This window comes from Nocardioides jiangxiensis (genome assembly GCF_030580915.1).
In the GTDB taxonomy this organism is placed as follows: Bacteria; Actinomycetota; Actinomycetes; order Propionibacteriales; family Nocardioidaceae; genus Nocardioides; species Nocardioides jiangxiensis.
Window position 1 is genome coordinate 451,164 of the sequence record NZ_JAUQTA010000001.1, and the last position, 24,532, is coordinate 475,695.

Here is a 24,532-nt window from a genome sequence, read left to right on the forward strand (position 1 = left end):
GACGTCTGACCGGATCTGGCACTCCGAACGGTTGAGTGCCAAGACTACCCGGGACGCACCAGAGTTCGCCGGTGACGAGCGCGACACCCCGTGTGTCGGTGCCCGCGCCAGGCGCCGGCGCTCGGCAGACTTGTGCGGTGAGCTTCGATCGATACGGCACGGATGTCCTCAACGACGACTGGCGCAAGCCGAAGAACGGTCGTGCCGTCGAGATCTCGGCCGACCTCGGGCTGGTCATCGAGGAGGTCATGACGGACTGGTGCGGCGAGATCGTCGCCGTCGACCGCGACCTGCGGACCGTGACGCTGGAGGACCGCCGCAACAAGCGGCGTACCTTCCCGCTGGGGCCGGGCTTCCTGCTCGAGGGCCGCCCGGTCATCCTCGCTCCGCCGATCACGCAGAAGGGCCCCGAGCTCCCCACGCGTACGGCGTCCGGCTCCATCGCCGTGCACGGCACCAAGGCGCGCGTGGCGCGGGCCAGCCGGATCTTCGTCGAGGGCCGCCACGACGCCGAGCTCGTCGAGAAGGTCTGGGGCGACGACCTGCGGATCGAGGGCGTCGTCGTGGAGTACCTCGACGGCATCGACGACCTCTCCGACCACCTCCGCGACTTCCAGCCCGGCCCCAACCGCCGGGTCGGCGTCCTGGTCGACCACCTCGTGCCCGGCTCCAAGGAGAGCCGCATCGCCCAGGCGGTCATGAAGGGGCCGCACGGCCGCGACGTGCTGATCGTCGGCCACCCGTTCATCGACATCTGGGCCGCGGTGAAGCCGGAACGGCTGGGCAAGAAGGCCTGGCCGGAGGTCCCGCGCCACCTCGAGTGGAAGAAGGGCGTGTGCCAGGCCTGGGGCTGGCCGCATCGCGACCAGGCCGACATCGCCCGCGCCTGGAAGCACATCCTGGGCGGCGTCCGCGGCTTCCAGGACCTCGACCCCGCCCTGCTGGGCCGGGTCGAGGAGCTGATCGACTTCGTCACCCAGCCCTGACCGGACTCAGTCGGGGTCGACCTCGTCGTGCACCTCGAACTCGACCTGCAGCACCTGGGTCTCCTCCGGCCCCGGCAGCTCCCGTGGCGGTGCGACCTCGCCGGTGAGGCGCTGGCGCACCCCCTCGGCGATCCGCGACGAGACGGACTCGATGCCGCGGTAGAGACGCTCTGCGGACTCGTCGTGGACCATCTGGGCGCGCATCCCGCGCTCGCGGGTGGCCGGGATCGCCTTGAGGAGCGCGAACGGGATCGATGCGAGCGCGCGGTGGCCGGCACGGGTCAGGGCGCTGCCGAAGACCACGGTCTCGGCGCCCACCTGGACGCCGTCGGCGATCCGCTCACGGGAGGCGAGGAAGGTCGCCCGCTCGACCGCCCAGGCGCGCTGACGGCGTACGGCGCGCTCGCCGCCGAGCAGGGCGCGGTCGGCGTCGCGGAACCAGAAGCAGGCGAGGGTCACCAGCGCGCCGCAGACGACGACCAGCACGACCGCGCTAGCGAGCAGCATGGACACGCACCTCGGCCTCGAGGCCCTCGGCCGCCATCTCGGTCACCAGCTCGCGTGCCGCCTGCTCGAGGACGATCCTGCGCAACCGCTCGGGCGCCATCGCGGCGACGACGCCGGCGACCTTGTTGCGCGAGAGCGCCACGTCGAGAGGGTTGAGGATCTCCACGACGAGGAGCCGCCGGGTGCCGGCGCCGAGGGCGGCCTCGAGATCAGCCGGGAGCGGCGGCGCGGGCTCGAGCGCCTCGACCTGGTCGGTGAGCGCCTCGGCCCGTGCCTTGAGGCCGTTGAGCTGCCACAGCAGCAGCGCGCAGGCGCCGGCCAGCAGGAGGGCCACCACGAGCGCGAGCACGGCGAGGACAGCAGTCATGGGGGAAGCGTAGGCCGCCGACGGCGCTCAGGGCAGGAGGTCGCGCACGACGGCGTCGGCGAGCAGGCGACCGCGTGTCGTCAGCACCAGGTGCGTGCCGTCGAGCGAGGCCTCCTCGAGCAGTCCGTCCGCCACGAGGGCCGGCACCGCCGCTGCGCCCTCGGCGTCCAGCACGTCGCGCGGGAGGCCCTCGGCGAGGCGCAGCTCGAGCAGGACCCGCTCGACCCGCTGGTCCTCCGGCGCGAGCACCTCACGCCCGTGCGCCGGGCTCTCCCCCGCGCCGAGCCGCTGCGCGTAGGCGCTCGGGTGCTTGACGTTCCACCAGCGGACGCCGCCGACGTGGCTGTGGGCGCCGGGGCCGACACCCCACCAGTCGGCGCCCTTCCAGTAGAGGAGGTTGTGCCGGCACGCCGAACCCTGGCGAGCCCAGTTGGAGACCTCGTACCAGTCGAGGCCGTCACCGGCGAGCAGCCCGTCGGCCAGCAGGTACTTGTCGGCGAGGTCGTCGTCGTCCGGCATCGGCAGCTCACCGCGGCGCACCTGGCGCGCGAGCGCAGTGCCGTCCTCGACGATCAGGGCGTAGGCACTCACGTGGTCGGGACCGCAGGAGAGCGCCGCGCGCACGGAGGTCTCCCAGTCGGCGACCGACTCCCCCGGCGTGCCGTAGATCAGGTCGAGGCTGACCTGGTCGAAGCCAGCCTCCCGAGCCCACTCCACCGCCCGTGGCACCCGCTCCGGGTCGTGGGTCCGGTCCAGCACCTGGAGCACCGACGGCACGGCGGACTGCATGCCGAAGCTGAGCCGCGTGTAGCCCGCCTCACGCAGCTCGGTCAAGTAGGCGAGGTCGACGCTGTCGGGGTTGGCCTCGGTCGTCACCTCGACGTCGGCCGCGAGGCCGAACTCGTCGCCGATCGCCCGGAGCATCCGGCCCAGGTCCCGCGCCGGCAGCAGCGTCGGCGTACCTCCGCCGAGGAAGACGGTCTCGACCCGTCGGTCGACATCACCGAGCACGCGGCGCGCCAGGGCGACCTCCCGCACCGCCGTGTCGGCGTACGACGACTGTGAGGCGCCACCGCCCAGCTCCTGAGCCGTGTAGGTGTTGAAGTCGCAGTAGCCGCACCGCACCCGGCAGAACGGCACGTGGACGTAGAAGGCGAAGGGCCTCTGCTCCTGGCCGGCGAGCGCCGTCGGCGGGAGGGCGCCGTCAGCGGGCGCAGGCTCGCCGTCAGGCAGGGTCGAGGGACTCACGGCTCCATCCTCCCAGCCCCCGGCGGGTCGTCCGCGCGAGCCCTGTCCATTGCTAGGGCTCACCCGGACGACCGCAGCCTGTGGAGGGCTGAATGCGACCCCGGGTCCTCACGTCAGACCCTCACACCATGAGTTCTGTCAGGAGGCCGCGGCCGGACCGGGAAACGCAGCCCGGAGAGTGGCGTGCTGCGGCGGCGTCGCAAGACGGACTGCTGACGCGATCACAGTTGAGCAGGCTCGGATACGACGAACGACATGTCCGTCACCGGTTGCGCAGCGAGCGCTGGCAACTGATCACGCCGATCGTCGTCGCAACCTTCACGGGCGTCGTGTCCCGTCAACAGCTGATGTGGGCAGGCGTGCTTCATGGCGGGCCACACGCCGTGCTGGGCGGCATCACGGCACTGGAGGTTCACGGCATCAAGAGCTGGAGCCGGCCCGAGATCACGGTGGTCATTCCAAAGTCGAAGACCGTCGAGCCGCTCGACGGTGTGAAGTACGTCGAGACCCGACGCGACTTCAGCGGCGCCCACGCGCCCTGGCTCGCCACACCCGCGTCGTTGCGCGAGTGGATCGACCTGATGCAGCCGCTGCGGCGGACGCACCAGTTCCGGCGCGCGCTGGACGACTTCGAGGGCGGCAGCCAGTCGCTCGCCGAGCGCGACTTCCTGCGCATCTGCCGATGCTTCCACCTGCCACCGCCCGACCGGCAGACCAAGCGCCGCGACGCGTCCGGGCACTGGCGCTACATCGACGCAGAGTGGCATCTGCCCGACGGCACGATCGTGATGCTCGAGATCGACGGCGGCTTTCACATGGACATCGAGCACTGGCAGGACGACATGGAGCGCTCTCGGGCCCTCGCCCGCCCGGGTGTCATCCAGCTCCGTTGCACCACCTTGGAACTGCGCGAGGCGCCGGAGATCCTGGTACAGGACCTCCGACGCCTCGGAGTTGACAGGTTGTCCGTGTGAGCCCTAGCCATTGCTAGGGCTCACACGGACGACCCAGGCGGGCCGCAGGATCAGCCCTGGTAGAGGGAGTCGATGAGCTCCTTGTTGTTGGTCTCGACGACCTTGCGCTTGACCTTGAGCGACGGGGTCAGCTCGCCGCCCTCGATCGAGAAGTCCCGGTCGAGGATGACGAACTTCTTGATCGTCTCCCAGCGGTTCAGGCGGCCGTTGAGCTCGTCGACGTAGCCCTGGACCATCTTCTGGCAGGCGTCGGAGGTGACGATCTCGGCGTAGGACTTGCCGGCCAGGCCGTGCTCCTTGGCCCAGTCGGCGATCAGGTCGGGGTCGAGCGTGATCAGCGCCGAGACGAAGTTGCGCTCGTTGCCGTGGACCAGCATGTTCGCGACGAACGGGCAGATCGCCTTGAACTGGGACTCGATCGACGACGGGGCGACGTACTTGCCGCCGGAGGTCTTGAACAGGTCCTTCTTGCGGTCGGTGATCCGCAGGTGGCCGTCGGCGTCGAGCTCGCCGATGTCACCGGTGTGCAGCCAGCCGTCGACCAGCGTCTCGGCGGTCGCGTCGGGGAGGTTGTGGTAGCCCTCCATGACGTTGGGGCCCTTGATCAGGACCTCGCCGTCAGCCGCGATGCGGACCTCGGAGCCCGGGAACGGGATGCCGACGGTGCCGATCTTGTTCTGCTCGGGGTGGTTGACGAAGGCACCGGCCGAGGTCTCGGTCAGGCCGTAGCCCTCGAGGATCACCAGGCCCGCGGCGTTGAACCACTCGGCGATCTCGCGGTTGAGAGCAGCCGAGCCGGAGATGAAGAACTTGATCCGGCCGCCGAAGCGCGCGCGGACCTTGCTGAAGACCAGCTTGTCGAAGAGCGCGAACTTGAGCTTGAGCGGCAGCGGGATCGGCTTGCCTGCGGCCTGGAGCTTCTTGACCTCGAGGCCAGTGGCGAAGGCCTTGTCGAAGATGCCCTTCTTGCCCTCGGACTCGACCATCGTGATGATCCGGCCGTAGGCCTTCTCGAAGATGCGCGGCGCGGCGCCCATGAAGGTCGGCTGGATGACGGCGAGGTTGTCGACGATCTTGTCGACGCGACCGTCGATGGCGGTGGCGAAGCCACAGGCGAGCTGCGTCGAGAGAAGCACCTTGCCGAACGAGTGGGCCATCGGCAGCCAGAGGAACTGGAGGTCGTCCTCGCCGAGGATGCCCTGCGACTTGATCGCCTCGCCCTCGAAGACCCACGACTTGTGGCGCAGGCGGACGCCCTTCGGCTTGCCGGTGGTGCCCGAGGTGTAGATGAGGGTCGCGAGCTGGTCGGCCGGGATGGCGGCCGCGTGGTCGTCGATGACGGTCGGGTGCTTGGCGAGGTACTCCTCACCGAGACGCTCCAGGTCGGCGAGGGTGAGGACGCCCTCCGACGCGGTGCCGGTCAGGGTGACGATGGTGCCCAGCTCGGGCATGTCCCCGCGGTGCTCGTTGACCTTGGCGATCTGTCCCTCGTCCTCGGCGAACAGGAGGCGGCTGCCGGAGTCGGCGAGGATGTACGCCGTGTCCTCGCCGCCCGTGGACGGGTAGACGGTGGTGGTCGCGGCACCGGCGCACATGATCGCCAGGTCGGCGAGGATCCACTCGTAGCGGGTGCCGGACAGGATGCCGACCCGCTGCTCGGGCTCGATGCCCAGGGAGATCAGGCCCGCGGCGAGCTTGCGCACGCGGTCACCCGCCTCGGCCCAGGTCACCGACTCCCAGCCGTCGCCGGCAGGGAAGCGGAACGCCTCGCGGGGACCGGACTGCTTCACCCGGTCGAGGAACTGGATGGCCACGTTGGCCGGCATGGTGTCCAGGAAGGACGCATCGCGGTTGATCGGCATGCGCGCAGCGTACTCCCGGGTAACCGCCTACGCCGTGTAGACGTCGACCTTGGACCGCACCGACGTGGCCAACCCCTCGATCACGGCGAGGTCGGGAAGCAGGGCGGGGTCGGTGGTGAGCGCGCGGAACATGTGGCTGACGGTGATGCCGTGGTCCGGGCGGTGCACGACCTCGATCGCGTCACCGGCGGCGATCTCCCCCTCCTCGAGCACCCGGAGGTACGGCCCGGGGATCGCCGCCTGCGTGAACCGCTTCACCCAGCCGCGGTCGGGGCCGCCTGCCTCGGCGATCCGGAGCTGGAAGGTGTTGCACGGGATGCGCACCTTGGCGATCTCGAGGAGCGCGCCGCCGATGCGCCACCGCTCCCCCACCAGTGCGGCGTTGACGTCGATGCCGAGGGTGGTCAGGTTCTCCCCGAACCAGCCGTCGGGCAGCTGGAGACCGAGCTCGCGCTGCCACGCGTGGAGGTCCTCGCGTGCATACGCGTAGACGGCCATGTCCACACCGCCGTGGACGTCGGGACTGCCCACGGCGTCGCCGACGAGGCCGAGCCTGGTCGCCAGGGTCGGGCCCGCGACGGGCGTCTTGCCGATCGCCGTGCGGGCCTCGCGGGTACCGCTCGTGGCGCGCGGCTGACCGACGTTGACCGAGAGGACGGAGGCGCTGGGTCGGAAGGGGATGGTCACAGGTTGATCATGCCGGTAGAACTGCCACATGACCGCTGCGCAGTGGCTCCCCGACCCGACCGGCAAGCACGAGCTCCGTTACTGGAGCGGCCACTCCTGGACCGAGCACGTCGCCAACGACGGCGTCCAGGCGACGGACCCGCTGCCCTCGGCCGAGATGCCGACGCCCGCGGAGCCACGCGAGGAGCACGCCCCGACGGGCGGCGGCCACGGCCGTGGCGGCATCACCGGCGACCTCGTCGACGGCCGCTTCAGCGAGACGTCGTCCGTCACCCCCGGCCCCTCGCTGCAGAACGCGAAGCTGCTCCGGGTCCGGGTCGCCGAGCCGTTCATGGCCCGCCAGGGCTCGATGGTCGCCTACCAGGGTGGGGTGACCTTCGCCTACCAGGGCGGTGGCGCCGCCCGCTTCCTGAAGAAGGCGCTGACCGGCGAGGGCCTCTCGCTCATGCGCGTCGAGGGCCACGGCGACGTCTTCCTCGCCGACGAGGCCAAGAAGATCCACATCCTCCAGCTCGACGACAGCGGGATCTCCATCAACGGCGACAACGTGCTCGCCTTCTCCGCCCAGCTCCAGTGGAACGTCGAGCGGGTCAAGGGCGGTTCCATGGTCGCCGGCGGTCTCTTCAACACCACGCTGCGCGGCACCGGCTGGGTGGCGATCACCACCGATGGCGACCCCGTCGTCCTCGACGCCGCTGAGGCGCCGACCTTCGCGGACGCCAACGCCCTGGTCGCGTGGTCCATCGACCTGCAGACCGCGCTCCGCTCGACGGCGACCGCCGGCGCGCTCATCGGCCGGGGGTCGGGCGAGGCGTTCCAGGTGGCGTTCAGCGGGCGCGGCTTCGTCATCGTCCAGCCGTCGGAGGGGCCGACCGTCCCGCCGCACAGCCACGGCTGAAAGATTTCTCGCCGGGCCTGTCGGATCCGGCATACGCCGCTCGTGGAGTGGATGACCGGGCGGGACGGACCCGCCCCTCGAGGACAAGGATCTGATTGCGATGACGCTCTACATGCTCTCCGTGCACCACGACGGGACCGCCGACTTCGAGTCGAAGACGATGGAGGAGCTGCAGCCCGTGTTCGAGGCGGTCGACCGGTTCAACTCCGAGCTGCAGGAGTCGGGTGCGTGGGTCTTCGCAGGCGGCCTCGAGCCGATCGAGTCGGCGACCACGGTCGACAACACGAAGGGCCAGGCACTGGTGGTCGACGGCCCCTTCTCGGAGTCGAAGGAGTTCCTCGGCGGCTTCTGGGTGATCAAGGCGGCCGACCTCGACGAGGCGCTCGCCTGGGCCCAGAAGGGCTCGGCCGCCTGCGAGGGCAAGGTCGAGGTCCGGCCGTTCCAGGGCGACACCGAGTCGCTCTGACCGGCGCGTCGTGTCCCCCGCCGACCTGAGCGACGTACTCCGTGGCGTCTTCCGGGAGGAGCACGGTCGCGTCGTCGCCACGCTCGCCCGCCGCCTCGGCGACCTCGACCTCGCGGAGGACGCGACGGCCGAGGCGCTGCTGGTGGCGGTCGAGCGGTGGCCGGTCGACGGCGTACCTCCCAACCCGGGCGCGTGGCTGACCACCGTCGCGGGCAACAAGGCGCTCGACCGGATCCGGCGGGAGGGCAGGCGCGACGCGAAGGAAGCGGAGGCCTCCCTCATGGCATCACAGCTGACCCCGGACCCCGCACCCGATGCGGGTCCGATCGAGGACGACCGGCTGCGGCTGCTCTTCACCTGCTGCCACCCGGCGCTGGCTCCGGAGAACCGGGTCGCCCTCACCCTGCGCATGCTCGGCGGGCTGACGGTCGCCGAGATCGCACACGCCTTCCTCGTGCCCGAGCGCACGATGGAGCAGCGGATCACGCGCGCCAAGGCGAAGATCCGGCAGGCGCACATCCCCTACCGCGTGCCGGGGGCAGCGGACCTCCCGGCGCGGGTGTCCGGCGTGCTGGCGGCGCTCTACCTCGTCTTCAACGAGGGCTACCTCTCCTCCGGCATGGTCTCGCGTACGGCGGGAGCCTCGGCGCCTGCACCGGTGGCGGTGCGGTCGGAGCTCTGCGACGAGGCGATCCGGCTGGCACGGCTGGTGACCCGGCTGCTGCCGGACTCCCCCGAGCCGCTCGGCCTCCTCGCGCTGATGCTGCTGACGCAGGCGCGGGCGGCGGCACGCGTCGTCGACGGCGAGCTGGTCACGCTGGACGCCCAGGACCGGACGTTGTGGGACGCCCGGCTGATCGACGAGGGGCATGCGCTGGTACGTCGGTGCCTCGCGATCGGGCGTCCGGGCCCGTACCAGCTGCAGGCGGCCATCCAGGCCGTGCACTGCGACGCGGTCGACGTGTCGATGACGGACTGGTCGCAGGTCGTCGCGCTCTACGACCAGCTGCGGCTCGTGGCGCCGTCCCCCGTGGTCGAGCTCAACCGCGCCGTCGCGGTGGCGGAGCTGGCAGGGGCATCCGTGGGCCTCGACCTGGTCACGCCGCTGGCCGACGTCCTCGACGGCTACCACGCCTTCCACGCCACTCGCGCCGACCTGCTGCAACGGCTGGGCCGCGCCGACGAGGCGCGCGAGGCCTACGACCGTGCGATCGCGTGCGCCGGCAACCCGGCCGAGGTCGCCTGGCTGGCCCGTCGCCGTGACCACCTCTGACCTGCGAGGCTGCGCCCATGTCTGTCGTACGTGACGTCACCGGCCTCGTGGTCGGAGGCGCGCTGGGCAAGGCCTCCGCCGTGGCGGTACGCCGGATCGCACCCGGCTCGTCGACGCGTCTGCTCACGCTGGCACTCGTGCCCGTCGCCCTGGTCTACCCCGTCGCACGCCGCTCGGCGACGGGCTCGGGAGGAGCGGTGGTCCGCGAGGCGGGCGGCGTGCTCGCGATGGCGGCCGTCGTCGCAGCAGCCCGGCGGACCACGCGTCCCGAGCTCGTGACCGCGGCCGGATGGCTGGCCCACGCCGGCTTCGATGCGGTCCACGACCCGGGTCACGGGTCCCGCCTCCCGGACTGGTACCCGGCGTTCTGTGCCGGGTACGACGCGGGGGTCGCTGCAGATCTGCTCCGTCGGTACTGAGGGCTCGGCAAGACGCGGTGCCAGCCGGCCCCGCTCGTGGCTCGGTCTGGACCAGTGACGACGAACATCGGGAAGTTCGCCGTGTCGCCGAATAGTTGAAGATTGAATGGCATGATCCACACGAGGTGGAGATCGTCGCTGGCCAAGGGAGGGTCGGGACGACTCCAAGGAGGTGGGTCGGAGGGCGCGCTCGCGCGCAGTCCGGCCGTCAAGACGCCCGTGTGGGCGGGAAGAGTGCTGGCGTGCGCCACCCCTCCCCGCGCGCACGCCAGCACGTCCGCCACCACGGGAGGCGAGCCGCTGGCAACGCCGGCGGCTCGGGAGGAGAAGCATGAAACGACACGTCGCAGCGATCGCCCTCGCATGTGCAACCACCGGTGCGTGCACAGGACCGACCCCGGATCCGCACACGGCACTGCCGACTGCTCCGGTCGTGCTGCCCACACCACAGGCACACCTGGAAGAGAGACTGGAGAGCGCGGTCGAGTCGGCTCTCGGCGCGGCGAAGCTGCTGACGGCCGACCGCACTCCGGTCCAGGCGACCCAGACGCGCATCCGGGCCGGCGCAGGCCCGGGCTGGACCTCCGCCGGGTTCCCGTCCACCGGCGTGGCAGCACAGCAGTACCTGACCCGCTACCAGCTCGCCGGGTCCTCGACCGGAGCGCTGTTCGCTGTGCTCCTGGAGCTCGAGGTGCCAGCCGGCGCGGACCTCTGTCAGGCCCCCTGGATCGACCCGGACTTCTCACGCCGACCGTGTGACCTGACCGACCTCCCGGGTGGCACTGACCTCCTGACGGTGGAGTACTCCAACATCCGGGAGACCTACCTGGTGGGCCCGCACGCGACACTCGCGATCACGACGATGCGACCCGACAGCACCGGCCGCATGCGCGGCGCTCCTCCCGTCGACAAGGACCAGCAGATCCAGCTCCTGCTCGACACGGCCCGAGCCCTCACCGCGGCAGGAGTCTGACCACCCGGTCCACGGCCACTCCCAGGACGGCGGTCCCGCCACCACTCCGCATCAGCACCGACGGCCTTCATGGCCGGCTGCGCGTGTGTCTCCCGCCGCATCGAGCCGGAGTCGGTGGACGAGCCGGAGCTCCACGGGCACAGTGTGGCCATGCGCTACCGCGACCAGCCCTCCGCCGAGGTCTCCCGCCGCCTCCCCTGCTCCCCCGAGGCCGCGTGGGCGGTGGTCACCGACATCGAGCTCCCCCTCGCGCACTCGCCCGAGCTGCGCAAGGTGCGGTGGATCGAGGGCGATGAGGTCGCTGTCGGCAACGTCTTCCGCGGCGACAACGAGAACGGCGGCCTCGGCGGCTGGAGAACCGACTCCGTCGTAGCGGAGGTCGAACCGGGACGCCGCTGGACGTGGGCGGTCCGCGGCCGGGGCGGTGTCATGGCGACGTGGGGCTTCGAGGTCGACCCGACCAGCGACGGAGGCTGCATCGTCCGTCAGTGGGGGCGGATGGGCCCGGACCCGTCGGGCCTGAGCATCTTCATCGCGCAGCACCCCGACAAGGAGTCGCGGATCATCGAGGGAAGGCTCCAGCAATGGCGCGAGGGCATGGAGGCCAACCTCGACGAGGTCGCCCGGCGTACGGCCTGAGTCAGTCGCGTGGCCTGTAGGCGTACCAGCCGCCAGCCCCTTCCGGGAACACGAAGCGTTCGGGGCGCGCCCGCACGGGCGGCAGCTCCTCGCGCACCGACTGCTCGAACTCTCCCTTCCAGAAGACGAGGAAGGTCTCGCCGTTCCGGGCCGATCCCATCAGCTCCCCGAACGCCGCGTTCTCCGGACCGACGCTCTCGAGGAATCCCGCCCACTCCGCGGGCGTGACGACGACGGTGAACCTCAGGCCCGGCTCGTCCTCGAGCGGGGCACAGGACACCTCGAAGCGATCCGGCGACGCTGCCTCCGTGACGAGACCCTCGCGGCCGAGCAGCTCCAGCAGCAGCGCCCGCTGCTCCTCAGCGCGAGCCGGTACGGCCCGACGGTCGGCCTGCCCGTCCTCCGACCTGCCGCTGTGACGCCTCCACGTCTCCCGTGCAGCGCGCTCGACCTCCCTAGCCACCCGCGGTGCGTACGCCGACGGGTCGGCGTACCCGGAGAGCTCGCGCCACCCGGCATCCAGGGAGACGCGGCCACGGTCCGCGATCTCCGGCTCGCCGTCGGGCCGGATGACGAAGTCGATCTCGAGCTCGCTGCCGTACTCGCCTCCGACGACGCGACCGCCCGTGACGACGACGTCGCGCCCGAATCCGCTGTAGCGATCGATGCCGTCGTCGGCCTGCCCGTAGGGGTCGTCCGGGCGGATGCCGGTCGGGTGCGGGTTGGTCAGGATCCGGATGAGCTCGGCGGCGTACGCGGGGTCATCCACACGTCCATCATCGCCAGGAGCGAGGACGGCGTCAGCCGATCCCGAGCACTGCCATCATCTGGGCGGCCATCTTGGACTCGCCGAGCGCGTTGGGGTGGACGATCACCGGGTTGGTGCCGAAGAGGGCGGGCTCCACCCACCGGACGCCGTACGGCTTGCAGGCGTCGTGTCCATCGGAGACCACGTTGAGGTTCACGTACGTCGTGCCGGTCGCGGCGGCGGCGCGGCGGATCGCGTCGTTGAGGTTCCACTGGATGTTGCGGATGTACGGGACGTCGCCCGTGGCGACCGGCATCTTGGTGTAGCAGCCGCCGGTGGCCGGCATGATCCACGGGTAGCCCATGATCGCGACACGGGCGTGGGGCGCCTTGGCGTGCACCGCGGCGAGCGCGTTGACCAGCGACGGGTACGTGACGTTGCGGATCGTCTCGACGAACGACGAGCCGTACCGGGTCTGGCACGGGTTGCCCTTGCCGAGCGTGGAGAGGCCGGCCGCGCCGCACTTCGTGATCACGTTGATGAACACGCCGCTGTCGTTGCCGCCGATGGTCATCGTGATCAGGTTCGTGTCGGTGCCCACGGCGTCGAGCTGCGGCGGGGTGTTGAGGTACTGCTTGCCGGCGAAGTCCTTGGTCTGCGCCGCGCCGCAGGTGACATCGGTGAAGGCGTAGCCGGTCCGGGCCGCGATCACGTGCGGGTAGTTCCTGGTGGAGCGGGCGCACTCCAGCGGAGCGGTCAGGTCCGGCGGGAACACGCCGGAGGCCGCGCTGTAGGAGTCGCCGAGGGCGACGTACCAGACCGTGGCCGCGTCCGCGGACAGCCCACCGGTGGGAACGACGGCGACCGCCGCAGCGGATGCCAGGCCGGCGACGACGGTGATGACGCGACGGAACACGCGGGGACTCCCTCAGCTCGATGACTCTCGATGACTCTCGATGACCTCGGGGACACAACGAGCGAGTCGGCGATTTGTGACGGTGACCACCACCGCGCTCGCTCGTTGGTCCACCATGCGCCGCACCGTCCTCGCCTTCGCCCTGGCCCTCGTCGGCAGTGCCCTCGCCACCCTCGGCCCCAGCACGGTCACGCCCGCGACCGGCGCCGCCCTGCCGTCGTGCAGCTCGAGCACCTGGCTCTCCGCCTGGTACGCCGCTCCCGGCGACGCCGTGCTCTCGCAGCCTCCGCTCGAGCAGACGTTCCGGATCCAGGTCCGTCCGCTGGCGAAGGGCGGGGTCGCGCGGTACCGGTTCTCCAACCGCTTCGGCACGGGGCCGGTGACCTTCGGCCACGTGACGGTGGGGGTCCAGCGGGCCGGGGCGGCGATCACCCCCGGCACGCTCCACGCGGTGACCTTCGGTGGCACTGCGCGCGTCACCGTGCCCAGGGGCGCCGACGTCGTGAGCGACCCGGTCCGGATGTCGTTCGCGCGCTTCCAGAAGCTCCTGGTCAGCGTCCACGTGGTCGGCTTCCCCGGCCCCGCGACGCAGCACGGCATCGCCGAGCAGACGACGTGGCAGACGGCCCCGCTGAGCGGCGACCACACCAGCAACCTCACCGGCAGCGGCTTCGTGCCGCTGCCGTTGCTGAAGACCGCACCCACGCTGCCGCAGTCGATCCCCTACCTCACCGGCGTCGACGTCCTGGCGCCCCGCTCGACCGGTGCGGTCGTCACGATGGGCGACTCGATCACCGACGGCACCGAGGCCGAGGTGCTGCCGTTCGTACTGTCGGCGGACAACATCGACCGCTTCGTCAGCTATCCCGACCAGCTCGCCAACCGGATCGCGGCCGCCGGCCTGCCCTTCTCGGTCGCCAACGCGGCCATCTCGGGCAACATGTTGCTCACGAACGCCGTGGTGCCGATCTTCGGGCCGTCCGGCCTCTCCCGCTTCGGCCGCGACGCCCTCGACCGCTCCGGCGCGACCACCGTGATCCTGCTCGAGGGCATCAACGACATCGGACAGACATACGCCAGCCGCGACGCCCTGGTCGCCGGCTACACGAAGGTGATCACGGCTGCCCACGAACGCGGCATGCGGATCCTGCTCGGCACCCTGACGCCGATGGCCGGCACGCTCCAGCCGCCGGCGTACGGGCCACTCGGCGAGCCGACCCGCCTCGCCGTCAACACCTGGATCCGCAGCCAGAAGCTCTCCGACGGCGTCATCGACTTCGACAAGGCAGTGCGCGACCCCGCACAGCCCTCGCGCATCCTCCCGGCGTACGACGGCGGCGACCACCTGCACTTCAGCGCGGCCGGCTACAAGGCGATGGCCGCGGCCGTGCCACTGTCCCAGCTGAAGCGACCCGTGTGCAGCTGAGCCCCCAGCCGGGTGAGGTGTGCTCAGTCGCGGACGGCCTTGGCCACGCTGAGCATCGCGGTGGTCCAGGAGCGGTCGGCGCCCGGCTGCTCCAGCACGGCCACCATCAGCCGGACGACCGTCCACGCGCGGGCCCGGTCCTCGTCGAGCTCCGCACCGTCGACGAGGGCGAAGAACCGGTCGCGCACGCCGTCGCGGACGCGTCCCGCATAGTCGTCGAGCCGGTGCCACAGCATCGGCGCCAGCTCGCTGTGCGGGTCGCCCGACAGCGGCTTCGGGGCGATCGCACACCAGCCGTCCTCCGGCGTACGCAGGACGTTGCCGTAGTGCAGGTCGGTGTGGACGACGACGCCGTCGGTGGCCTCGTCCGTCGCGAGGTCGCGAGCCAGCGACGCCGCCTCCTGGACCAGGCGCGGTGGCACGGGGAGCCCCGTCGCCGCGGCGAGGGCGGTCGACCATCCGGCCGTCCTCGTCGACAGCCGGGTCAGCTGGACCGGCGCCGGCACGTGCAGGCGGCGATAGAGGTCGGCGACCACCCCACAGGCGTCGAGGTCCCATGTGGTGCCCAGGTCGGTCGGCTCGAGGCGCTCGAGCAGCAGGGCCGAGCGGTGCGGGTCGGCACTCACGAGCCGCACCGCGCCGGCGCCGTGCCAGAGCTTCAGGGCGAGGGCCTCCTCAGCGACTCCTCCCTGCGCGACGACCTTGAGGACGCAGGGCCTGCGTCCCTCGGCGAGCACCGGCACGACGACACCGGCCCGGCCGTGGATCGTCGGACCGTCGACGGCGAGACCCCAGTCATCCAGCAGCCCTGCGACCAGCGCCTCCAGGCGATCCCCCGTCACTCCGTGGCCCCGACATGCCCGCGCGCGCAGGCGACGAGCGCGTCGAGGTCGAGGCCATAGCGCTCCCCGTCGTACGCCGCGAGGTGCTGCGCACCGCGCTCGACGAGGCGTTGCGCGCCGACCGGCCTGCCCCGCGCCGCGTGCGTGAGGCCGACGCAGAGCTGGGCGAGGCCCTGCCACAACGGACGCTCGTCGGCCGGGCAGTCCTTCCAGCGCGCCTCGAGCACCTCGTGGGCACTGAACGGGCGACCCCCGTCGAGCAGCTCGCGCGCGCGGGCGATCGTCTCGACGGGAGGAAGCGGCTCCTCCGAGACCGGCTCGACCCCCTCGGCGTCGTACGGCAGCGGGCGGCCGAGCGCGTCGCGCGGCCGCGCCTGCCTGGGTCGTCCGGTGTCATCGCGGTCGCGTGGGGTCACGTCTGGATCCTCGCAGCCTGCCGGGCGAGAGCCGCCCGGGAGAGCCGGCGAACGATCGCCAGTGCGAGCAGGTCCACGCTCAGCCAGCACAGCGACGCGACGAGTCCCACGCAGTTGAGCCAGCCGGGCGAGTCGACATAGCCGTTCTCGTCGATGAGGTCGGGCCAGACGTTCTCGACGACGTTCTGCAGGATCCACGCGGCCCACCACCAGCCGAGCAGGGCACGCCCCCGGGGGCCGACGTGGGCGTCCCACAGGTCCCGCATGTTCTGCAGCGGGAACCAGAGGGAGGCGATCGGGATGAACCAGGACCCGGCGTGCCATCCGGCCGAGCGGCGCAGCGACGCACGAGGCGTGGCAGCCGCGATCCGGTACTGCCAGATGCACCAGAACACCGCGCCGACGACCATCAGCAGCACGCTGACGAACGAGGCCATCAGTGCCACGGCACCGGCACGGACCGCCATGTCCGGCTCGTCCCGGACCATGCCCAGACCGATCACGCTGATCACGACCTGGGCCAGCGCCACGAGCATGGCCGCCACGATGATGCCGGCGAGCGTCCGCCAGACGAAGGCGAACCCGCGGCCGAGCGACCCCGCCGGCACCTGCGAGGCATGCCACTCCGCGCCGTCCCACCAGCGGGGGTTGCCCGGCGCCTCGGGGTCGTCGTACCACCCGGCCGGTGGCAGCGCGGCGGCGTACGGCGAAGGCATCTCGTCACTCATGGGCGTGATTCTGTGCCAGCAACGCCGCCGCCGGCCTCGAAACCGAGCATCAACCGTGGTCGCCGGCGACCGCGGTGGCGGTGGTGGCGGTCGCGACGACCTTCCCGGTGCTCCACCGGCACGGCGAGGTCCGTCACACGGACCTGCCCTACTTGGTCTTCTTCTCCGCCGGCTGCGTCGTGGACAGCGCAGCGACGAAGGCCTCCTGGGGCACCTCGACGCGGCCGACCATCTTCATCCGCTTCTTGCCTTCCTTCTGCTTCTCGAGCAGCTTGCGCTTGCGGCTGATGTCACCGCCGTAGCACTTCGCAAGGACGTCCTTGCGGATGGCGCGGATGGTCTCGCGGGCGATCACGCGGGCGCCGATGGCGGCCTGGATCGGCACCTCGAACTGCTGGCGCGGGATCAGGTCCTTCAGCTTGCCCGCCATCATCAGGCCGTAGGAGTACGCCGCGTCCTTGTGCACGATCGCGGAGAACGCGTCGACCGGCTCGCCCTGGAGCAGGATGTCGACCTTGACCAGGTCCGCGGCCTGCTCGCCGGAGAGCTCGTAGTTGAGCGAGGCGTAGCCCTTGGTCTTCGACTTGAGCTGGTCGAAGAAGTCGAACGCGATCTCGCCCATCGGCAGGGTGTAGCGCATCTCGACGCGGTCCTCGGAGAGGTAGTCCATGCCCAGGAGCGTGCCGCGCTTGGTCTGGCACAGCTCCATGATCGTGCCGATGTAGTCGGACGGCGCCAGGACGGTCGCCTTGACGATCGGCTCGCGGACCTCGGCGATCTTGCCGTCGGGGTACTCGCTCGGGTTGGTCACCTCGATCTCGCGACCGTCGTCGAGGACGACCTGGTAGACGACGTTCGGCGCGGTCGAGATGAGGTCGAGGTTGAACTCGCGCTCGAGGCGCTCACGGGTGATCTCCATGTGCAGCAGGCCGAGGAAGCCACAGCGGAAGCCGAAGCCCAGCGCGCCCGAGGTCTCCGGCTCGAACGTGAGCGCGGCGTCGTTGAGCTGCAGCTTCTCCAGCGCCTCACGCAGCGTCGGGTAGTCGTCGCCGTCGATCGGGTAGAGGCCCGCGAAGACCATCGGCGTCGGGTGCTCGTAGCCACCGAGCGCCTCCAGGGCCGGGCGACTGTTGACCGTGACCGTGTCACCGACGCGCGACTGGCGCACGTCCTTCACACCCGTGATCAGGTAGCCGGTCTCGCCGACGCCGAGCGAGCCGCACTTCATCGGCTCCGGGCTGATCACGCCGATCTCCAGCATCTCGTGGAGGGCGTTGGTCGACATCATCTTGATCTTGTCGCGGTGCGTCAGCGTGCCGTCGAAGACCCGGACGTAGGTCACGACGCCGCGGTAGGTGTCGTAGACCGAGTCGAAGATCAGGGCGCGGGCGGGCGCGTCCGCGTCGCCCACCGGCGCCGGGACCTGCTTCACGATCTCGTTGAGCAGGTTCTCGACGCCGAGGCCGGTCTTGGCCGAGGTGAGCAGCACGTCCTCGGGCTCGCAGCCGACGAGGTTGGCCAGCTCCGCGGCGTACTTCTCGACGTTGGCCGACGGCAGGTCGATCTTGTTGAGCACCGGGATGATCGTGAGGTCGGCGCCCATCGCGAGGTAGAGGTTCGCCAGCGTCTGCGCCTCGATGCCCTGCGCCGCGTCGACGAGCAGGATCGCGGCCTCGCACGCCTGCAGGGACCGCGACACCTCGTAGGTGAAGTCGACGTGGCCCGGCGTGTCGATCATGTTGAGGATGTACGTGCCGGGCTCTGCGCCCGCCTCGTTGCCCTCGGCGACGGTCCACGGCATGCGGACGGCCTGCGACTTGATGGTGATGCCGCGCTCGCGCTCGATGTCCATGCGGTCGAGGTACTGCGCCTTGGCCTCACGCTCGCCGACGACACCGGTCAGCTGGAGCATGCGGTCGGCGAGGGTCGACTTGCCGTGGTCGATGTGCGCGATGATGCAGAAGTTGCGGATGATCGACGGATCGGTCTTGCCGGGCTGGGGTGCCGACTTAACAGTGCTGCTCACAACAGGCCATTCTCCCATGCGTGGAGGGCGCCTCTTGCCATCTCGCTTGGGGCGTGCGGCACGATGTGCCCCCATGACCGTCCCTCCGCTCCGCCTGCCGCAGGCGCGCCGCATCGGCTGGCCGTTCCTGCCGCCGGAGATGCGCTCGGCGATCGAGGGACACTGCGGCTCCGCCGTGGTCGGCGAGGAACCGTGCGAGCTGGGCTTCACACCCGGCTTCGCAGCGCTCCTCACGTGCGCAGACGGGTCGCGCCACTTCGTGAAGGCCGCGTCCGCCAAGGCCCAGCGCGGGTCGGCGATGTCCTACCGCGCCGAGATCGCGGTGCTGCGCGCGCTGCACCCCACCGTGCCCGCGCCGCGACTGCTGTGGTCGATCGACAGCGACTGGGTCGCCCTCTCCACGGCGTACGCCGCAGGGCGGGCGCCGGCGCTCCCCTGGCTCGCCCCGGAGCTCGATGCCTGTCTCGATGCCCTCGAGGCGGCCGCGGAGCTGCTGACCCCGTCGCCGGTGGCCGCGGGAGCGGTGGCGGACGAGTTCGCCGCCTGGCCGTCGTACTGGTCGGCCGTGCTGCCACGACCACACCGCGACGACGCGGCGGCCCTGGCCGCGCGCTTCGCGGAGCACTGTGCCGGCGAGACCCTGGTCCACGGTGACGTCCGCGCGGACAACCTGCTGATCCTCGACGACGGTGCCGGGCTGCGTGCCGAGGTCATCGACTGGACCTGGCCCGCCGAGGGCGCGGCCTGGCTCGACACCGTCACGCTGCTGGCCCTGGCCCGTGCGCAGGGCGCTGCCGCGGTGGACGAGCGCCTCGCGACCCGCACCCTGACGCGCGACGTGCCCGCGGACGCGGTCGACTCCTGGCTGGCGCTGCTGGCCGGCTACTTCCTCAAGTCCGCTGACGACCCCGTCCCGCCCGCCGCTCCTCACCTGCGCGGCCACCAGCGTGTGGCGGGTGAGGCGTTCTGGGACTGGCTCGCCGCCCGCCGCGGATGGCTCTGACCCGTTTTTGCAGCCCGGTCGCGCGCTGGTAATCTTTGCGGTCGCGTGTTCACGTCGGGCCTCTCCCCTCTCACCCCACGAGTGGCCAGGGATCGAGCGCCGTACCTAACACCCGTTTTCTCCAGTCTTTCGAAGGACAGATTCATGGCGAACATCAAGTCGCAGATCAAGCGCAACAAGCAGAACGAGATCGCTCGCGAGCGCAACAAGGCCGTCAAGACCGGTCTCAAGTCCGCGATCCGCAAGTTCCGCGAGCTCGCCGCCGCCGGCGACAAGGACGCCGCTCTCGAGGCCTCGAAGGTCGCGCTGAAGAAGCTCGACAAGGCTGCCTCCAAGGGCGTCATCCACAAGAACCAGGCTGCCAACCGCAAGTCCTCCATCGCCAAGCAGGCCGCTCAGCTCTGAGCCCCTCCGCGATGACGGACGCCGGCCCCTCGGGGCCGGCGTTCTGCATTTCCGGGTGCCACCGGTCCGGGCTGGGTCCTGCCGCGTCAGGCGCCGCGCTGCTGCGGGACCCCCGCCCGCAGCGCGAGGAGCTGGCGCGTCAGCCGCTCGGCCTCGACGCAGAGCTGGCTCGCCGGACAACCCGAGAGCCGCGCCATCCGGACTGCTCGGGAGAAGCTCCGCAGCACGACGCCCGCGGGCACCTCCACGGTCTCCCCGGCAAGCCGTGCCGCTGCACTGAGGAGCTCCTGGTTGGCCAGCCTGATCTCGTCCGTCGTCGTCATCCCCGGTCCTCCTGCACTCGCTGTCGCGACCTCGGACAAGCGAACCTGCAGGTGACCATCGCGACCAGAGTCGTTGGTCCCGCACCCCCGCGACAGGCGCCCACGCTGTCTTCAGCGACCGTCAGCGGGCTCAGCGCGCGTCGCGGAGACCGGCGACGGTCAGCACCAGGCGCTCCAGCGTGTACGCCGCGTCGTGTGCCGCGCCCTTGATGTCGGCGTCGGCCTGGGCCACGGCCCGGATGGCCGCGGCGAGCCCGTCCGGGGACCAGGAACGCGCCTGCTCGCGGATCGTGCGCAGCTTCCACGGAGGTACGCCGACCTCCCGGGCCAGGTCCGCCTCGCGCATGCCGCGCGGGGCCCCGACGAACTTCGCCAGGCCGCGCACGCCACCGGCGAACGCGGAGGTGACGAGCACCGGCGGGGTACCGCCGTCGAGGGCCCACCGCAGCTCCTCCAGGGCAGCGGCGCGGCGCCCGTAGAGAGCGGCATCGGCGACCGCGAACGACTTCGCCTCGGCCCGGCCACCGAAGTAGCGCTTCACCTTCTCGACCGTGAGCGGCTCCCCCGGGAAGTCGTTGGCCAGCTGGTGCGCGGCCGCCGAGAGCGACCGCAGGTCCTGCCCGACCGCCGTGACCAGGAAGCCCGCTGCCTCGGAGTCCATCCGGGCGCCCGAGGCGCGGGCCTCGGAGACGGCGAACCCGACGAACTCGGACGGCTTGAGCGCCGCTGACTTCACCTCGGTGACCGCCGCGACCTTGCGGAGCCTGGCCAGGACGCCGGAGCCCTTCTGACCGCCGGAGTGGACGAGCACGAGCGCGATGTCGTCCACCGGGCTCGCGCAGTAGTCCAGCAGCCCGGCGACCGACTCCTCCGGGAGATCCTCGAGCTGGCGCACCACGATGCAGCGGGTCGCCGAGAACAGCGAGGGCGCCGCGAGCTCACCGAGCGTCGCCAGCGTCAGGTCCCCACCCCGGGCCTCGGAGAACTCCGCCTCGGCGTCGTGCGCCTTCACCGCCTGGCGGGCCGTCTGCACGGTGCGCTCGTTGAGGAACTCCTCGGGGCCGGTCACCAGCGTGACCCGGCCCAGCACCTGCGGTCCGGACATGGGGCAAACCCTAGCGGCGCGTGCTGACAGCCAGCCCTCCGCCGGGCCGCGCGACCACGATGACGTCGCCGTCGAGATCGGTGCGCCGGACCTCCATACCCGCGGCGGCGAGCGCAGCCAGGAGGTCGCGCGCGGGGTGCCCGTAGTCGTTGTCCGCCCCGACCGAGACCATCGCGAGCCGCGCACCCAGCGAGGTCAGCCAGGCCGTCTCCTGGTAGCGGCTGCCGTGGTGCGGCACCTTGAGCACGTCCACCTGCAGGCCCGGCAGCGTCCGCTCCAGCACCCGCTGGGCCTCCGGCTCCACGTCGCCCGGCAGCAGGATCCGCACCCCGGCCACCTCGGCCAGGAGCACCACCGAGGCGTTGTTGGGCCCACTCCCCTCGTCTGCGGCCGTGCCGTGCTGCACCACCCCCGGCACCGGGCCGAGCACCTCCAGGGCCACCGCCCCGACCCGTCGGGTCTCGCCGTAGGCCACCACCCGTGCCCGGCCCCGGGCCAGCCGCTGCACCGCCGCCACGCGTTCGGGCGGCTCGCCGAGCCCCGTGACCTCGACCGCGCCGACCTGCCGGCCGGCGTACACCCCGGGGAGGCCGTCGACGTGGTCGGCGTGGAAGTGGCTCAGCACGACCAGTGGCACCCTGCGCACCCCGAGCCGGTCGAGACAGTGGTCCATCAGCACAGGGTCCGGGCCGGCGTCGACGACCACGGCCGTGCCCCGGCCGGCGTTGAGCGCGAGGCCGTCGCCCTGGCCCACGTCGCACATCGCGAAGACCCAGCCGGAGGGAGGCCATCCCGGCGTCGGTCGCGGCACGAGCAGGACCACGACCAGACCGGCCGACAGGAGCAGCGTCGGGCCACGACGCGCGAGCAACGGGCCGGCGAGTACGCCCCCGACGGCGCACAGGACGGTCAGCAGGACGAGCGCCAGCGGGCCCGTCCCCCAGCCGAGCGCGGGCGTGGCCAGGCCTGCGCTCGACCGGGCGACGGCGATGATCGCGGCCGCACATCCTGCGGCGATCCAGCCGGCGGCTGCCCCGAGCGGGTGCCACACGAGCTCGAGCACCCCGCCGAGCAGGCCGGCGATCGTGGCCGGCGCGACGAACGGCTCAGCGACCAGGTTGGCGACCACCGCAACCAGGCTCACCTGGCCCGAGATCGCGGCCACGAGGGGCGTGCAGGCCACCTGTGCAGCGGCGGGCACCGCCAGTGCCGCGGCGAGCCAGCGCGGCATCCATCGGGCCAGCGCACGCGTCCACCCGGGAGCGACGAACAGGATCCCCGCCGTCGCGAGCACCGACAGTGCGAAGCCGACCTCGACCGCCAGCCAGGGCTGGACCAGGAGAAGGGCGAACACCGCGAGCCCGAGCGCGCGCGGCCCGCGGTCGCGCCCGCCGCTCCCGAAGCCCAGCAGGCCCACCGTGCCCATCGCTGCGGCCCGCACGACGCTCGGCTCGGTGCGGGCGACCAGCACGAAGCCGACGATGCCGACGACGGCCAGCGCCACCTGCCAGCGCCCCCGGACGCCGACAGCGCGCCCCACCAGCAGGAGGAACCCGACGATCAGGGTCAGGTTCGTGCCGCTGACCGCCGTCAGGTGGGTCAGCCCGGAGGTGCGGAAGTCCGCCTGCACCTGGGCGGGGAGGCCGACGTCGTCACCGTCCACCAGAGCCGGCACCAGGTCACGCTGTGGCGCACCGCGCCCCGCGACCGCCTCCCGAACGCCGCTCCGCAGCGCGGCGGCGCACTGCCAGAGCAGGCCGGGCGGGGTGACACGACCCGGGCTGCCGCTCGGCGAGAGGACCGCCGCCAGTCGCGGGTCGGGCGAGCTCCGCAGCCGTCCGCGCACGACGAGCGTCGATCCCAGAGGGACACCACTCCACGACTCGTCCGCCATGACCAGCACGTCGGCACGCAGCCGGGCCGCAGCGGCTCCTGAGCGGACGACCAGCAGCGTCGCCCCGAACCGCACGCCACCACCGAACCTCTGCACGAGCGGAACCGGGTCCGAGGTGACCACCAGCTGCGCCTCGACGGGCGCACGTTGCGCGGCCAGCGCCGGGACCGGCCCGGCCGATGCCTCCTCCGTCCTCAGCAGCGCACTACCCGCGGTCGCCGAGGCCACGAGAGCCCCGACCAGCAGGACGGTACGCAACGTGCGGCGGCGACGGGCCAGCCAGAGGCCCGCCGAGCCGACCAGGGCAACGGCCGCCGCGACCACCCCGACACCGGTCCGGGGCTCCACGGCGAGCACCAGCAGGGCCCCGCACCAGGCTGCGCAACCCAGGGCCGGACCGCGGAGGTCCGGACCCTCGCCGTCCATCCGGAACGGGCTCACACCGATGCGTGCGGCGCGATCTGCGCCAGCGTCGCCTCTCCGATGCCGCTCACGTCGAGCAGCTGGTCGACGCTCGTGAAGGCGCCGTGCTCCTGACGGAAGGCCACGATCGCCGCAGCCGTCACGGGGCCCACCCCGGGCAGCTCCTCGAGCTCGGACTCGGTGGCGGTGTTGATGTTGACCATGCCCGGCGCGCCCTCGCCGGCGCCCGCCACCGCTCCTGGGGCAGCGGCCGTGGCCGGCGCACCCGTGCCCACCAGGATCTGCTCCCCGTCGACCAGGAGGCGGGCCAGGTTGACGCCGGCCAGGTCGACGCCCGGGCGTGCACCGCCGGCTGCCCGGACCGCGTCGACGACGCGTGCGCCTGCATCGAGCACGACGATGCCCGGGTGCCGCACCTTCCCGGCGACGTGCACGACCACCTGCGCGGCGGCACCCGCCGAGGCTGTGGCAGACGCCGCACCGCTGCCGGGCAGGGCGACGGGGGTGGCGAGGCCTGCCGCCACCGGGGCCGCCATCGGCAGCTCCCGGGGCTCGCTCCGCAGCGTCAGCCAGGCCACGACCGCGAGGCCCACCGCCACGAGGACGGCGACGACCGCGATCGTGCCCGGCGTCAGGAGGCCAGCCGGCACACGCGCCGCGACGGACGGGAACCGCCGCGACGCATGGCGCCCCGGCTGGCGGAAGGTCGCCACGGCGGGCTCCTCCGCCACCGGGTCCGACCTCTCCGGCTCCGACCTCTCCGGCTCCGACCTCTCCGGCTCCGAGCGAGCGTTCTCCGCGCGCTCGACCCGCTCCGCCCGCGCCCGGGCACTCTCCGCCGCGGCGCGCTCACCGGTCAGCTCGGCACGCAACAGCGCCAGGCGGTGCGCCAGTGCCTCGTCGTACGACTCCCGAGATCCCATGCGAGGCACGCTAGGCAGCGCACCGGCCACCACCAACCGGCGACGGCCGGACCTG

General features: G+C 71.8%; 26 protein-coding genes. 11 read left to right on the forward strand and 15 right to left on the reverse strand.

Going from position 1 to position 24,532, the window contains the following annotated elements:
* Window positions 1–137: 137 nt before the first annotated feature.
* Window positions 138–986, forward strand: coding sequence for a DUF3097 domain-containing protein (locus tag Q5722_RS02285; protein ID WP_305026591.1), 849 nt, complete (start codon window positions 138–140; stop codon window positions 984–986).
* A gap of 6 nt (window positions 987–992) precedes the next feature.
* On the opposite strand, the gene Q5722_RS02290 is transcribed toward Q5722_RS02285, so the two are convergent.
* From Q5722_RS02290 to hemW, 3 genes are read right to left on the reverse strand one after another with little or no spacing between them, the layout of a single operon-like run.
* Window positions 993–1,493: a hypothetical protein gene (locus Q5722_RS02290; protein WP_305026592.1), complete on the reverse strand. Its 501-nt coding sequence runs from the start codon at window positions 1,491–1,493 to the stop codon at window positions 993–995.
* Window positions 1,480–1,860: a hypothetical protein gene (locus Q5722_RS02295; protein WP_305026593.1), complete on the reverse strand. Its 381-nt coding sequence runs from the start codon at window positions 1,858–1,860 to the stop codon at window positions 1,480–1,482. The genes Q5722_RS02290 and Q5722_RS02295 overlap by 14 nt, the downstream gene beginning before the upstream one ends.
* A 27-nt stretch (window positions 1,861–1,887) precedes the next feature.
* Window positions 1,888–3,108 (reverse strand): radical SAM family heme chaperone HemW, encoded by a 1,221-nt coding sequence (gene hemW, locus Q5722_RS02300; RefSeq protein ID WP_305026594.1) that lies wholly within the window; start codon window positions 3,106–3,108, stop codon window positions 1,888–1,890.
* A 128-nt stretch (window positions 3,109–3,236) separates the two neighbouring features.
* Between hemW and Q5722_RS02305 the strand changes: the two genes are divergently transcribed.
* Window positions 3,237–4,082 carry a putative endonuclease domain-containing protein gene (locus tag Q5722_RS02305; RefSeq protein ID WP_305026595.1) on the forward strand — a complete coding sequence of 282 codons (846 nt, stop codon included), beginning with the start codon at window positions 3,237–3,239 and terminating at the stop codon, window positions 4,080–4,082.
* 50 nt (window positions 4,083–4,132) lie between these two features.
* Here Q5722_RS02305 and Q5722_RS02310 read toward each other — a convergent pair whose 3' ends face one another.
* Both Q5722_RS02310 and Q5722_RS02315 read right to left on the reverse strand, forming a co-directional pair.
* Complete coding sequence (locus Q5722_RS02310) at window positions 4,133–5,944, reverse strand: AMP-dependent synthetase/ligase (protein WP_305026596.1); 1,812 nt, start codon at window positions 5,942–5,944, stop codon at window positions 4,133–4,135.
* A gap of 27 nt (window positions 5,945–5,971) precedes the next feature.
* A complete protein-coding gene (locus Q5722_RS02315; RefSeq protein ID WP_305026597.1) occupies window positions 5,972–6,631 on the reverse strand; it encodes an MOSC domain-containing protein in 660 nt (219 codons plus the stop codon).
* Between the two features lie 28 nt (window positions 6,632–6,659).
* Between Q5722_RS02315 and Q5722_RS02320 the strand changes: the two genes are divergently transcribed.
* The 6 genes from Q5722_RS02320 (at window position 6,660) to Q5722_RS02345 (ending at window position 11,299) form a co-directional block, all read left to right on the forward strand.
* A complete protein-coding gene (locus tag Q5722_RS02320; protein ID WP_305026598.1) occupies window positions 6,660–7,529 on the forward strand; it encodes an AIM24 family protein in 870 nt (289 codons plus the stop codon).
* A gap of 100 nt (window positions 7,530–7,629) precedes the next feature.
* Window positions 7,630–7,995, forward strand: a complete 366-nt coding sequence (locus tag Q5722_RS02325; RefSeq protein WP_305026599.1) for a YciI family protein — start codon at window positions 7,630–7,632, stop codon at window positions 7,993–7,995.
* 10 nt (window positions 7,996–8,005) lie between these two features.
* The gene (locus Q5722_RS02330) at window positions 8,006–9,268 is read left to right on the forward strand and encodes an RNA polymerase sigma factor (protein WP_305026600.1); all 1,263 of its coding nucleotides are present in this window, start codon (window positions 8,006–8,008) and stop codon (window positions 9,266–9,268) included.
* A 17-nt stretch (window positions 9,269–9,285) separates the two neighbouring features.
* The gene (locus tag Q5722_RS02335) at window positions 9,286–9,687 is read left to right on the forward strand and encodes a hypothetical protein (RefSeq protein WP_305026601.1); all 402 of its coding nucleotides are present in this window, start codon (window positions 9,286–9,288) and stop codon (window positions 9,685–9,687) included.
* 331 nt (window positions 9,688–10,018) lie between these two features.
* Window positions 10,019–10,660: a hypothetical protein gene (locus Q5722_RS02340; RefSeq protein WP_305026602.1), complete on the forward strand. Its 642-nt coding sequence runs from the start codon at window positions 10,019–10,021 to the stop codon at window positions 10,658–10,660.
* 150 nt (window positions 10,661–10,810) lie between these two features.
* A complete protein-coding gene (locus Q5722_RS02345) occupies window positions 10,811–11,299 on the forward strand; it encodes an SRPBCC family protein (protein WP_305026603.1) in 489 nt (162 codons plus the stop codon).
* Between the two features lies 1 nt (window position 11,300).
* Here the strand turns inward: Q5722_RS02345 and Q5722_RS02350 are convergent, their stop codons facing one another.
* Together Q5722_RS02350 and Q5722_RS02355 are read right to left on the reverse strand one after the other, a co-directional pair.
* Window positions 11,301–12,068, reverse strand: a complete 768-nt coding sequence (locus Q5722_RS02350; protein ID WP_305026604.1) for a hypothetical protein — start codon at window positions 12,066–12,068, stop codon at window positions 11,301–11,303.
* A gap of 31 nt (window positions 12,069–12,099) precedes the next feature.
* Entirely contained in the window at window positions 12,100–12,963 is an 864-nt protein-coding gene (locus tag Q5722_RS02355; RefSeq protein ID WP_305026605.1) for an SGNH/GDSL hydrolase family protein, read from the reverse strand.
* Window positions 12,964–13,078: 115 nt separating this feature from the next.
* Here Q5722_RS02355 and Q5722_RS02360 point away from each other — a divergent pair, with 115 nt between their 5' ends.
* Window positions 13,079–14,389, forward strand: a complete 1,311-nt coding sequence (locus tag Q5722_RS02360) for a GDSL-type esterase/lipase family protein (protein ID WP_305026606.1) — start codon at window positions 13,079–13,081, stop codon at window positions 14,387–14,389.
* A gap of 23 nt (window positions 14,390–14,412) precedes the next feature.
* Here the strand turns inward: Q5722_RS02360 and Q5722_RS02365 are convergent, their stop codons facing one another.
* The 4 genes from Q5722_RS02365 to lepA all read right to left on the reverse strand — a co-directional run bounded on the left by Q5722_RS02365 (window position 14,413) and on the right by lepA (window position 18,419).
* Complete coding sequence (locus Q5722_RS02365; RefSeq protein WP_305026607.1) at window positions 14,413–15,231, reverse strand: aminoglycoside phosphotransferase family protein; 819 nt, start codon at window positions 15,229–15,231, stop codon at window positions 14,413–14,415.
* Window positions 15,228–15,647: a DUF309 domain-containing protein gene (locus tag Q5722_RS02370; RefSeq protein ID WP_305026608.1), complete on the reverse strand. Its 420-nt coding sequence runs from the start codon at window positions 15,645–15,647 to the stop codon at window positions 15,228–15,230. The genes Q5722_RS02365 and Q5722_RS02370 overlap by 4 nt, the downstream gene beginning before the upstream one ends.
* Complete coding sequence (locus Q5722_RS02375; RefSeq protein WP_305026609.1) at window positions 15,644–16,375, reverse strand: DUF4328 domain-containing protein; 732 nt, start codon at window positions 16,373–16,375, stop codon at window positions 15,644–15,646. Before Q5722_RS02375 ends, Q5722_RS02370 begins: the two co-directional genes overlap by 4 nt.
* A gap of 148 nt (window positions 16,376–16,523) precedes the next feature.
* Window positions 16,524–18,419: a translation elongation factor 4 gene (gene lepA, locus Q5722_RS02380; protein WP_305026610.1), complete on the reverse strand. Its 1,896-nt coding sequence runs from the start codon at window positions 18,417–18,419 to the stop codon at window positions 16,524–16,526.
* Window positions 18,420–18,474: 55 nt separating this feature from the next.
* On the opposite strand from lepA, the gene Q5722_RS02385 reads away from it, so the two are divergent.
* A complete protein-coding gene (locus Q5722_RS02385; protein ID WP_305026611.1) occupies window positions 18,475–19,404 on the forward strand; it encodes a protein kinase family protein in 930 nt (309 codons plus the stop codon).
* 144 nt (window positions 19,405–19,548) lie between these two features.
* A complete protein-coding gene (gene rpsT / locus Q5722_RS02390) occupies window positions 19,549–19,809 on the forward strand; it encodes a 30S ribosomal protein S20 (RefSeq protein ID WP_305026612.1) in 261 nt (86 codons plus the stop codon).
* 86 nt (window positions 19,810–19,895) lie between these two features.
* Here rpsT and Q5722_RS02395 read toward each other — a convergent pair whose 3' ends face one another.
* The 4 genes from Q5722_RS02395 to Q5722_RS02410 all read right to left on the reverse strand — a co-directional run bounded on the left by Q5722_RS02395 (window position 19,896) and on the right by Q5722_RS02410 (window position 24,477).
* Complete coding sequence (locus tag Q5722_RS02395) at window positions 19,896–20,132, reverse strand: hypothetical protein (RefSeq protein ID WP_305026613.1); 237 nt, start codon at window positions 20,130–20,132, stop codon at window positions 19,896–19,898.
* 130 nt (window positions 20,133–20,262) lie between these two features.
* The gene (gene holA / locus Q5722_RS02400) at window positions 20,263–21,237 is read right to left on the reverse strand and encodes a DNA polymerase III subunit delta (protein ID WP_305026614.1); all 975 of its coding nucleotides are present in this window, start codon (window positions 21,235–21,237) and stop codon (window positions 20,263–20,265) included.
* A gap of 10 nt (window positions 21,238–21,247) precedes the next feature.
* On the reverse strand, window positions 21,248–23,572 hold the full coding sequence (locus Q5722_RS02405) for a ComEC/Rec2 family competence protein (RefSeq protein ID WP_305026615.1): 2,325 nt from the start codon (window positions 23,570–23,572) through the stop codon (window positions 21,248–21,250).
* Window positions 23,569–24,477, reverse strand: a complete 909-nt coding sequence (locus Q5722_RS02410) for a ComEA family DNA-binding protein (RefSeq protein WP_305026616.1) — start codon at window positions 24,475–24,477, stop codon at window positions 23,569–23,571. Before Q5722_RS02410 ends, Q5722_RS02405 begins: the two co-directional genes overlap by 4 nt.
* Window positions 24,478–24,532 lie beyond the last annotated feature (55 nt).

Coding starts and splice junctions, on each gene's coding strand:
- Q5722_RS02325 (WP_305026599.1), top strand. CDS start 7,630: ATGACGCTCTACATGCTCTCCGTGCACCACGACGGGACCGCCGACTTC.
- Q5722_RS02305 (WP_305026595.1), top strand. CDS start 3,237: ATGAGTTCTGTCAGGAGGCCGCGGCCGGACCGGGAAACGCAGCCCGGA.
- Q5722_RS02340 (WP_305026602.1), top strand. CDS start 10,019: ATGAAACGACACGTCGCAGCGATCGCCCTCGCATGTGCAACCACCGGT.
- Q5722_RS02335 (WP_305026601.1), top strand. CDS start 9,286: ATGTCTGTCGTACGTGACGTCACCGGCCTCGTGGTCGGAGGCGCGCTG.
- Q5722_RS02295 (WP_305026593.1), bottom strand. CDS start 1,860: ATGACTGCTGTCCTCGCCGTGCTCGCGCTCGTGGTGGCCCTCCTGCTG.
- Q5722_RS02345 (WP_305026603.1), top strand. CDS start 10,811: ATGCGCTACCGCGACCAGCCCTCCGCCGAGGTCTCCCGCCGCCTCCCC.
- Q5722_RS02360 (WP_305026606.1), top strand. CDS start 13,079: ATGCGCCGCACCGTCCTCGCCTTCGCCCTGGCCCTCGTCGGCAGTGCC.
- rpsT (WP_305026612.1), top strand. CDS start 19,549: ATGGCGAACATCAAGTCGCAGATCAAGCGCAACAAGCAGAACGAGATC.
- lepA (WP_305026610.1), bottom strand. CDS start 18,419: ATGGGAGAATGGCCTGTTGTGAGCAGCACTGTTAAGTCGGCACCCCAG.
- Q5722_RS02395 (WP_305026613.1), bottom strand. CDS start 20,132: ATGACGACGACGGACGAGATCAGGCTGGCCAACCAGGAGCTCCTCAGT.
- Q5722_RS02290 (WP_305026592.1), bottom strand. CDS start 1,493: ATGCTGCTCGCTAGCGCGGTCGTGCTGGTCGTCGTCTGCGGCGCGCTG.
- Q5722_RS02410 (WP_305026616.1), bottom strand. CDS start 24,477: ATGGGATCTCGGGAGTCGTACGACGAGGCACTGGCGCACCGCCTGGCG.
- Q5722_RS02320 (WP_305026598.1), top strand. CDS start 6,660: ATGACCGCTGCGCAGTGGCTCCCCGACCCGACCGGCAAGCACGAGCTC.
- holA (WP_305026614.1), bottom strand. CDS start 21,237: ATGTCCGGACCGCAGGTGCTGGGCCGGGTCACGCTGGTGACCGGCCCC.
- Q5722_RS02385 (WP_305026611.1), top strand. CDS start 18,475: ATGACCGTCCCTCCGCTCCGCCTGCCGCAGGCGCGCCGCATCGGCTGG.
- Q5722_RS02310 (WP_305026596.1), bottom strand. CDS start 5,944: ATGCCGATCAACCGCGATGCGTCCTTCCTGGACACCATGCCGGCCAAC.
- Q5722_RS02375 (WP_305026609.1), bottom strand. CDS start 16,375: ATGAGTGACGAGATGCCTTCGCCGTACGCCGCCGCGCTGCCACCGGCC.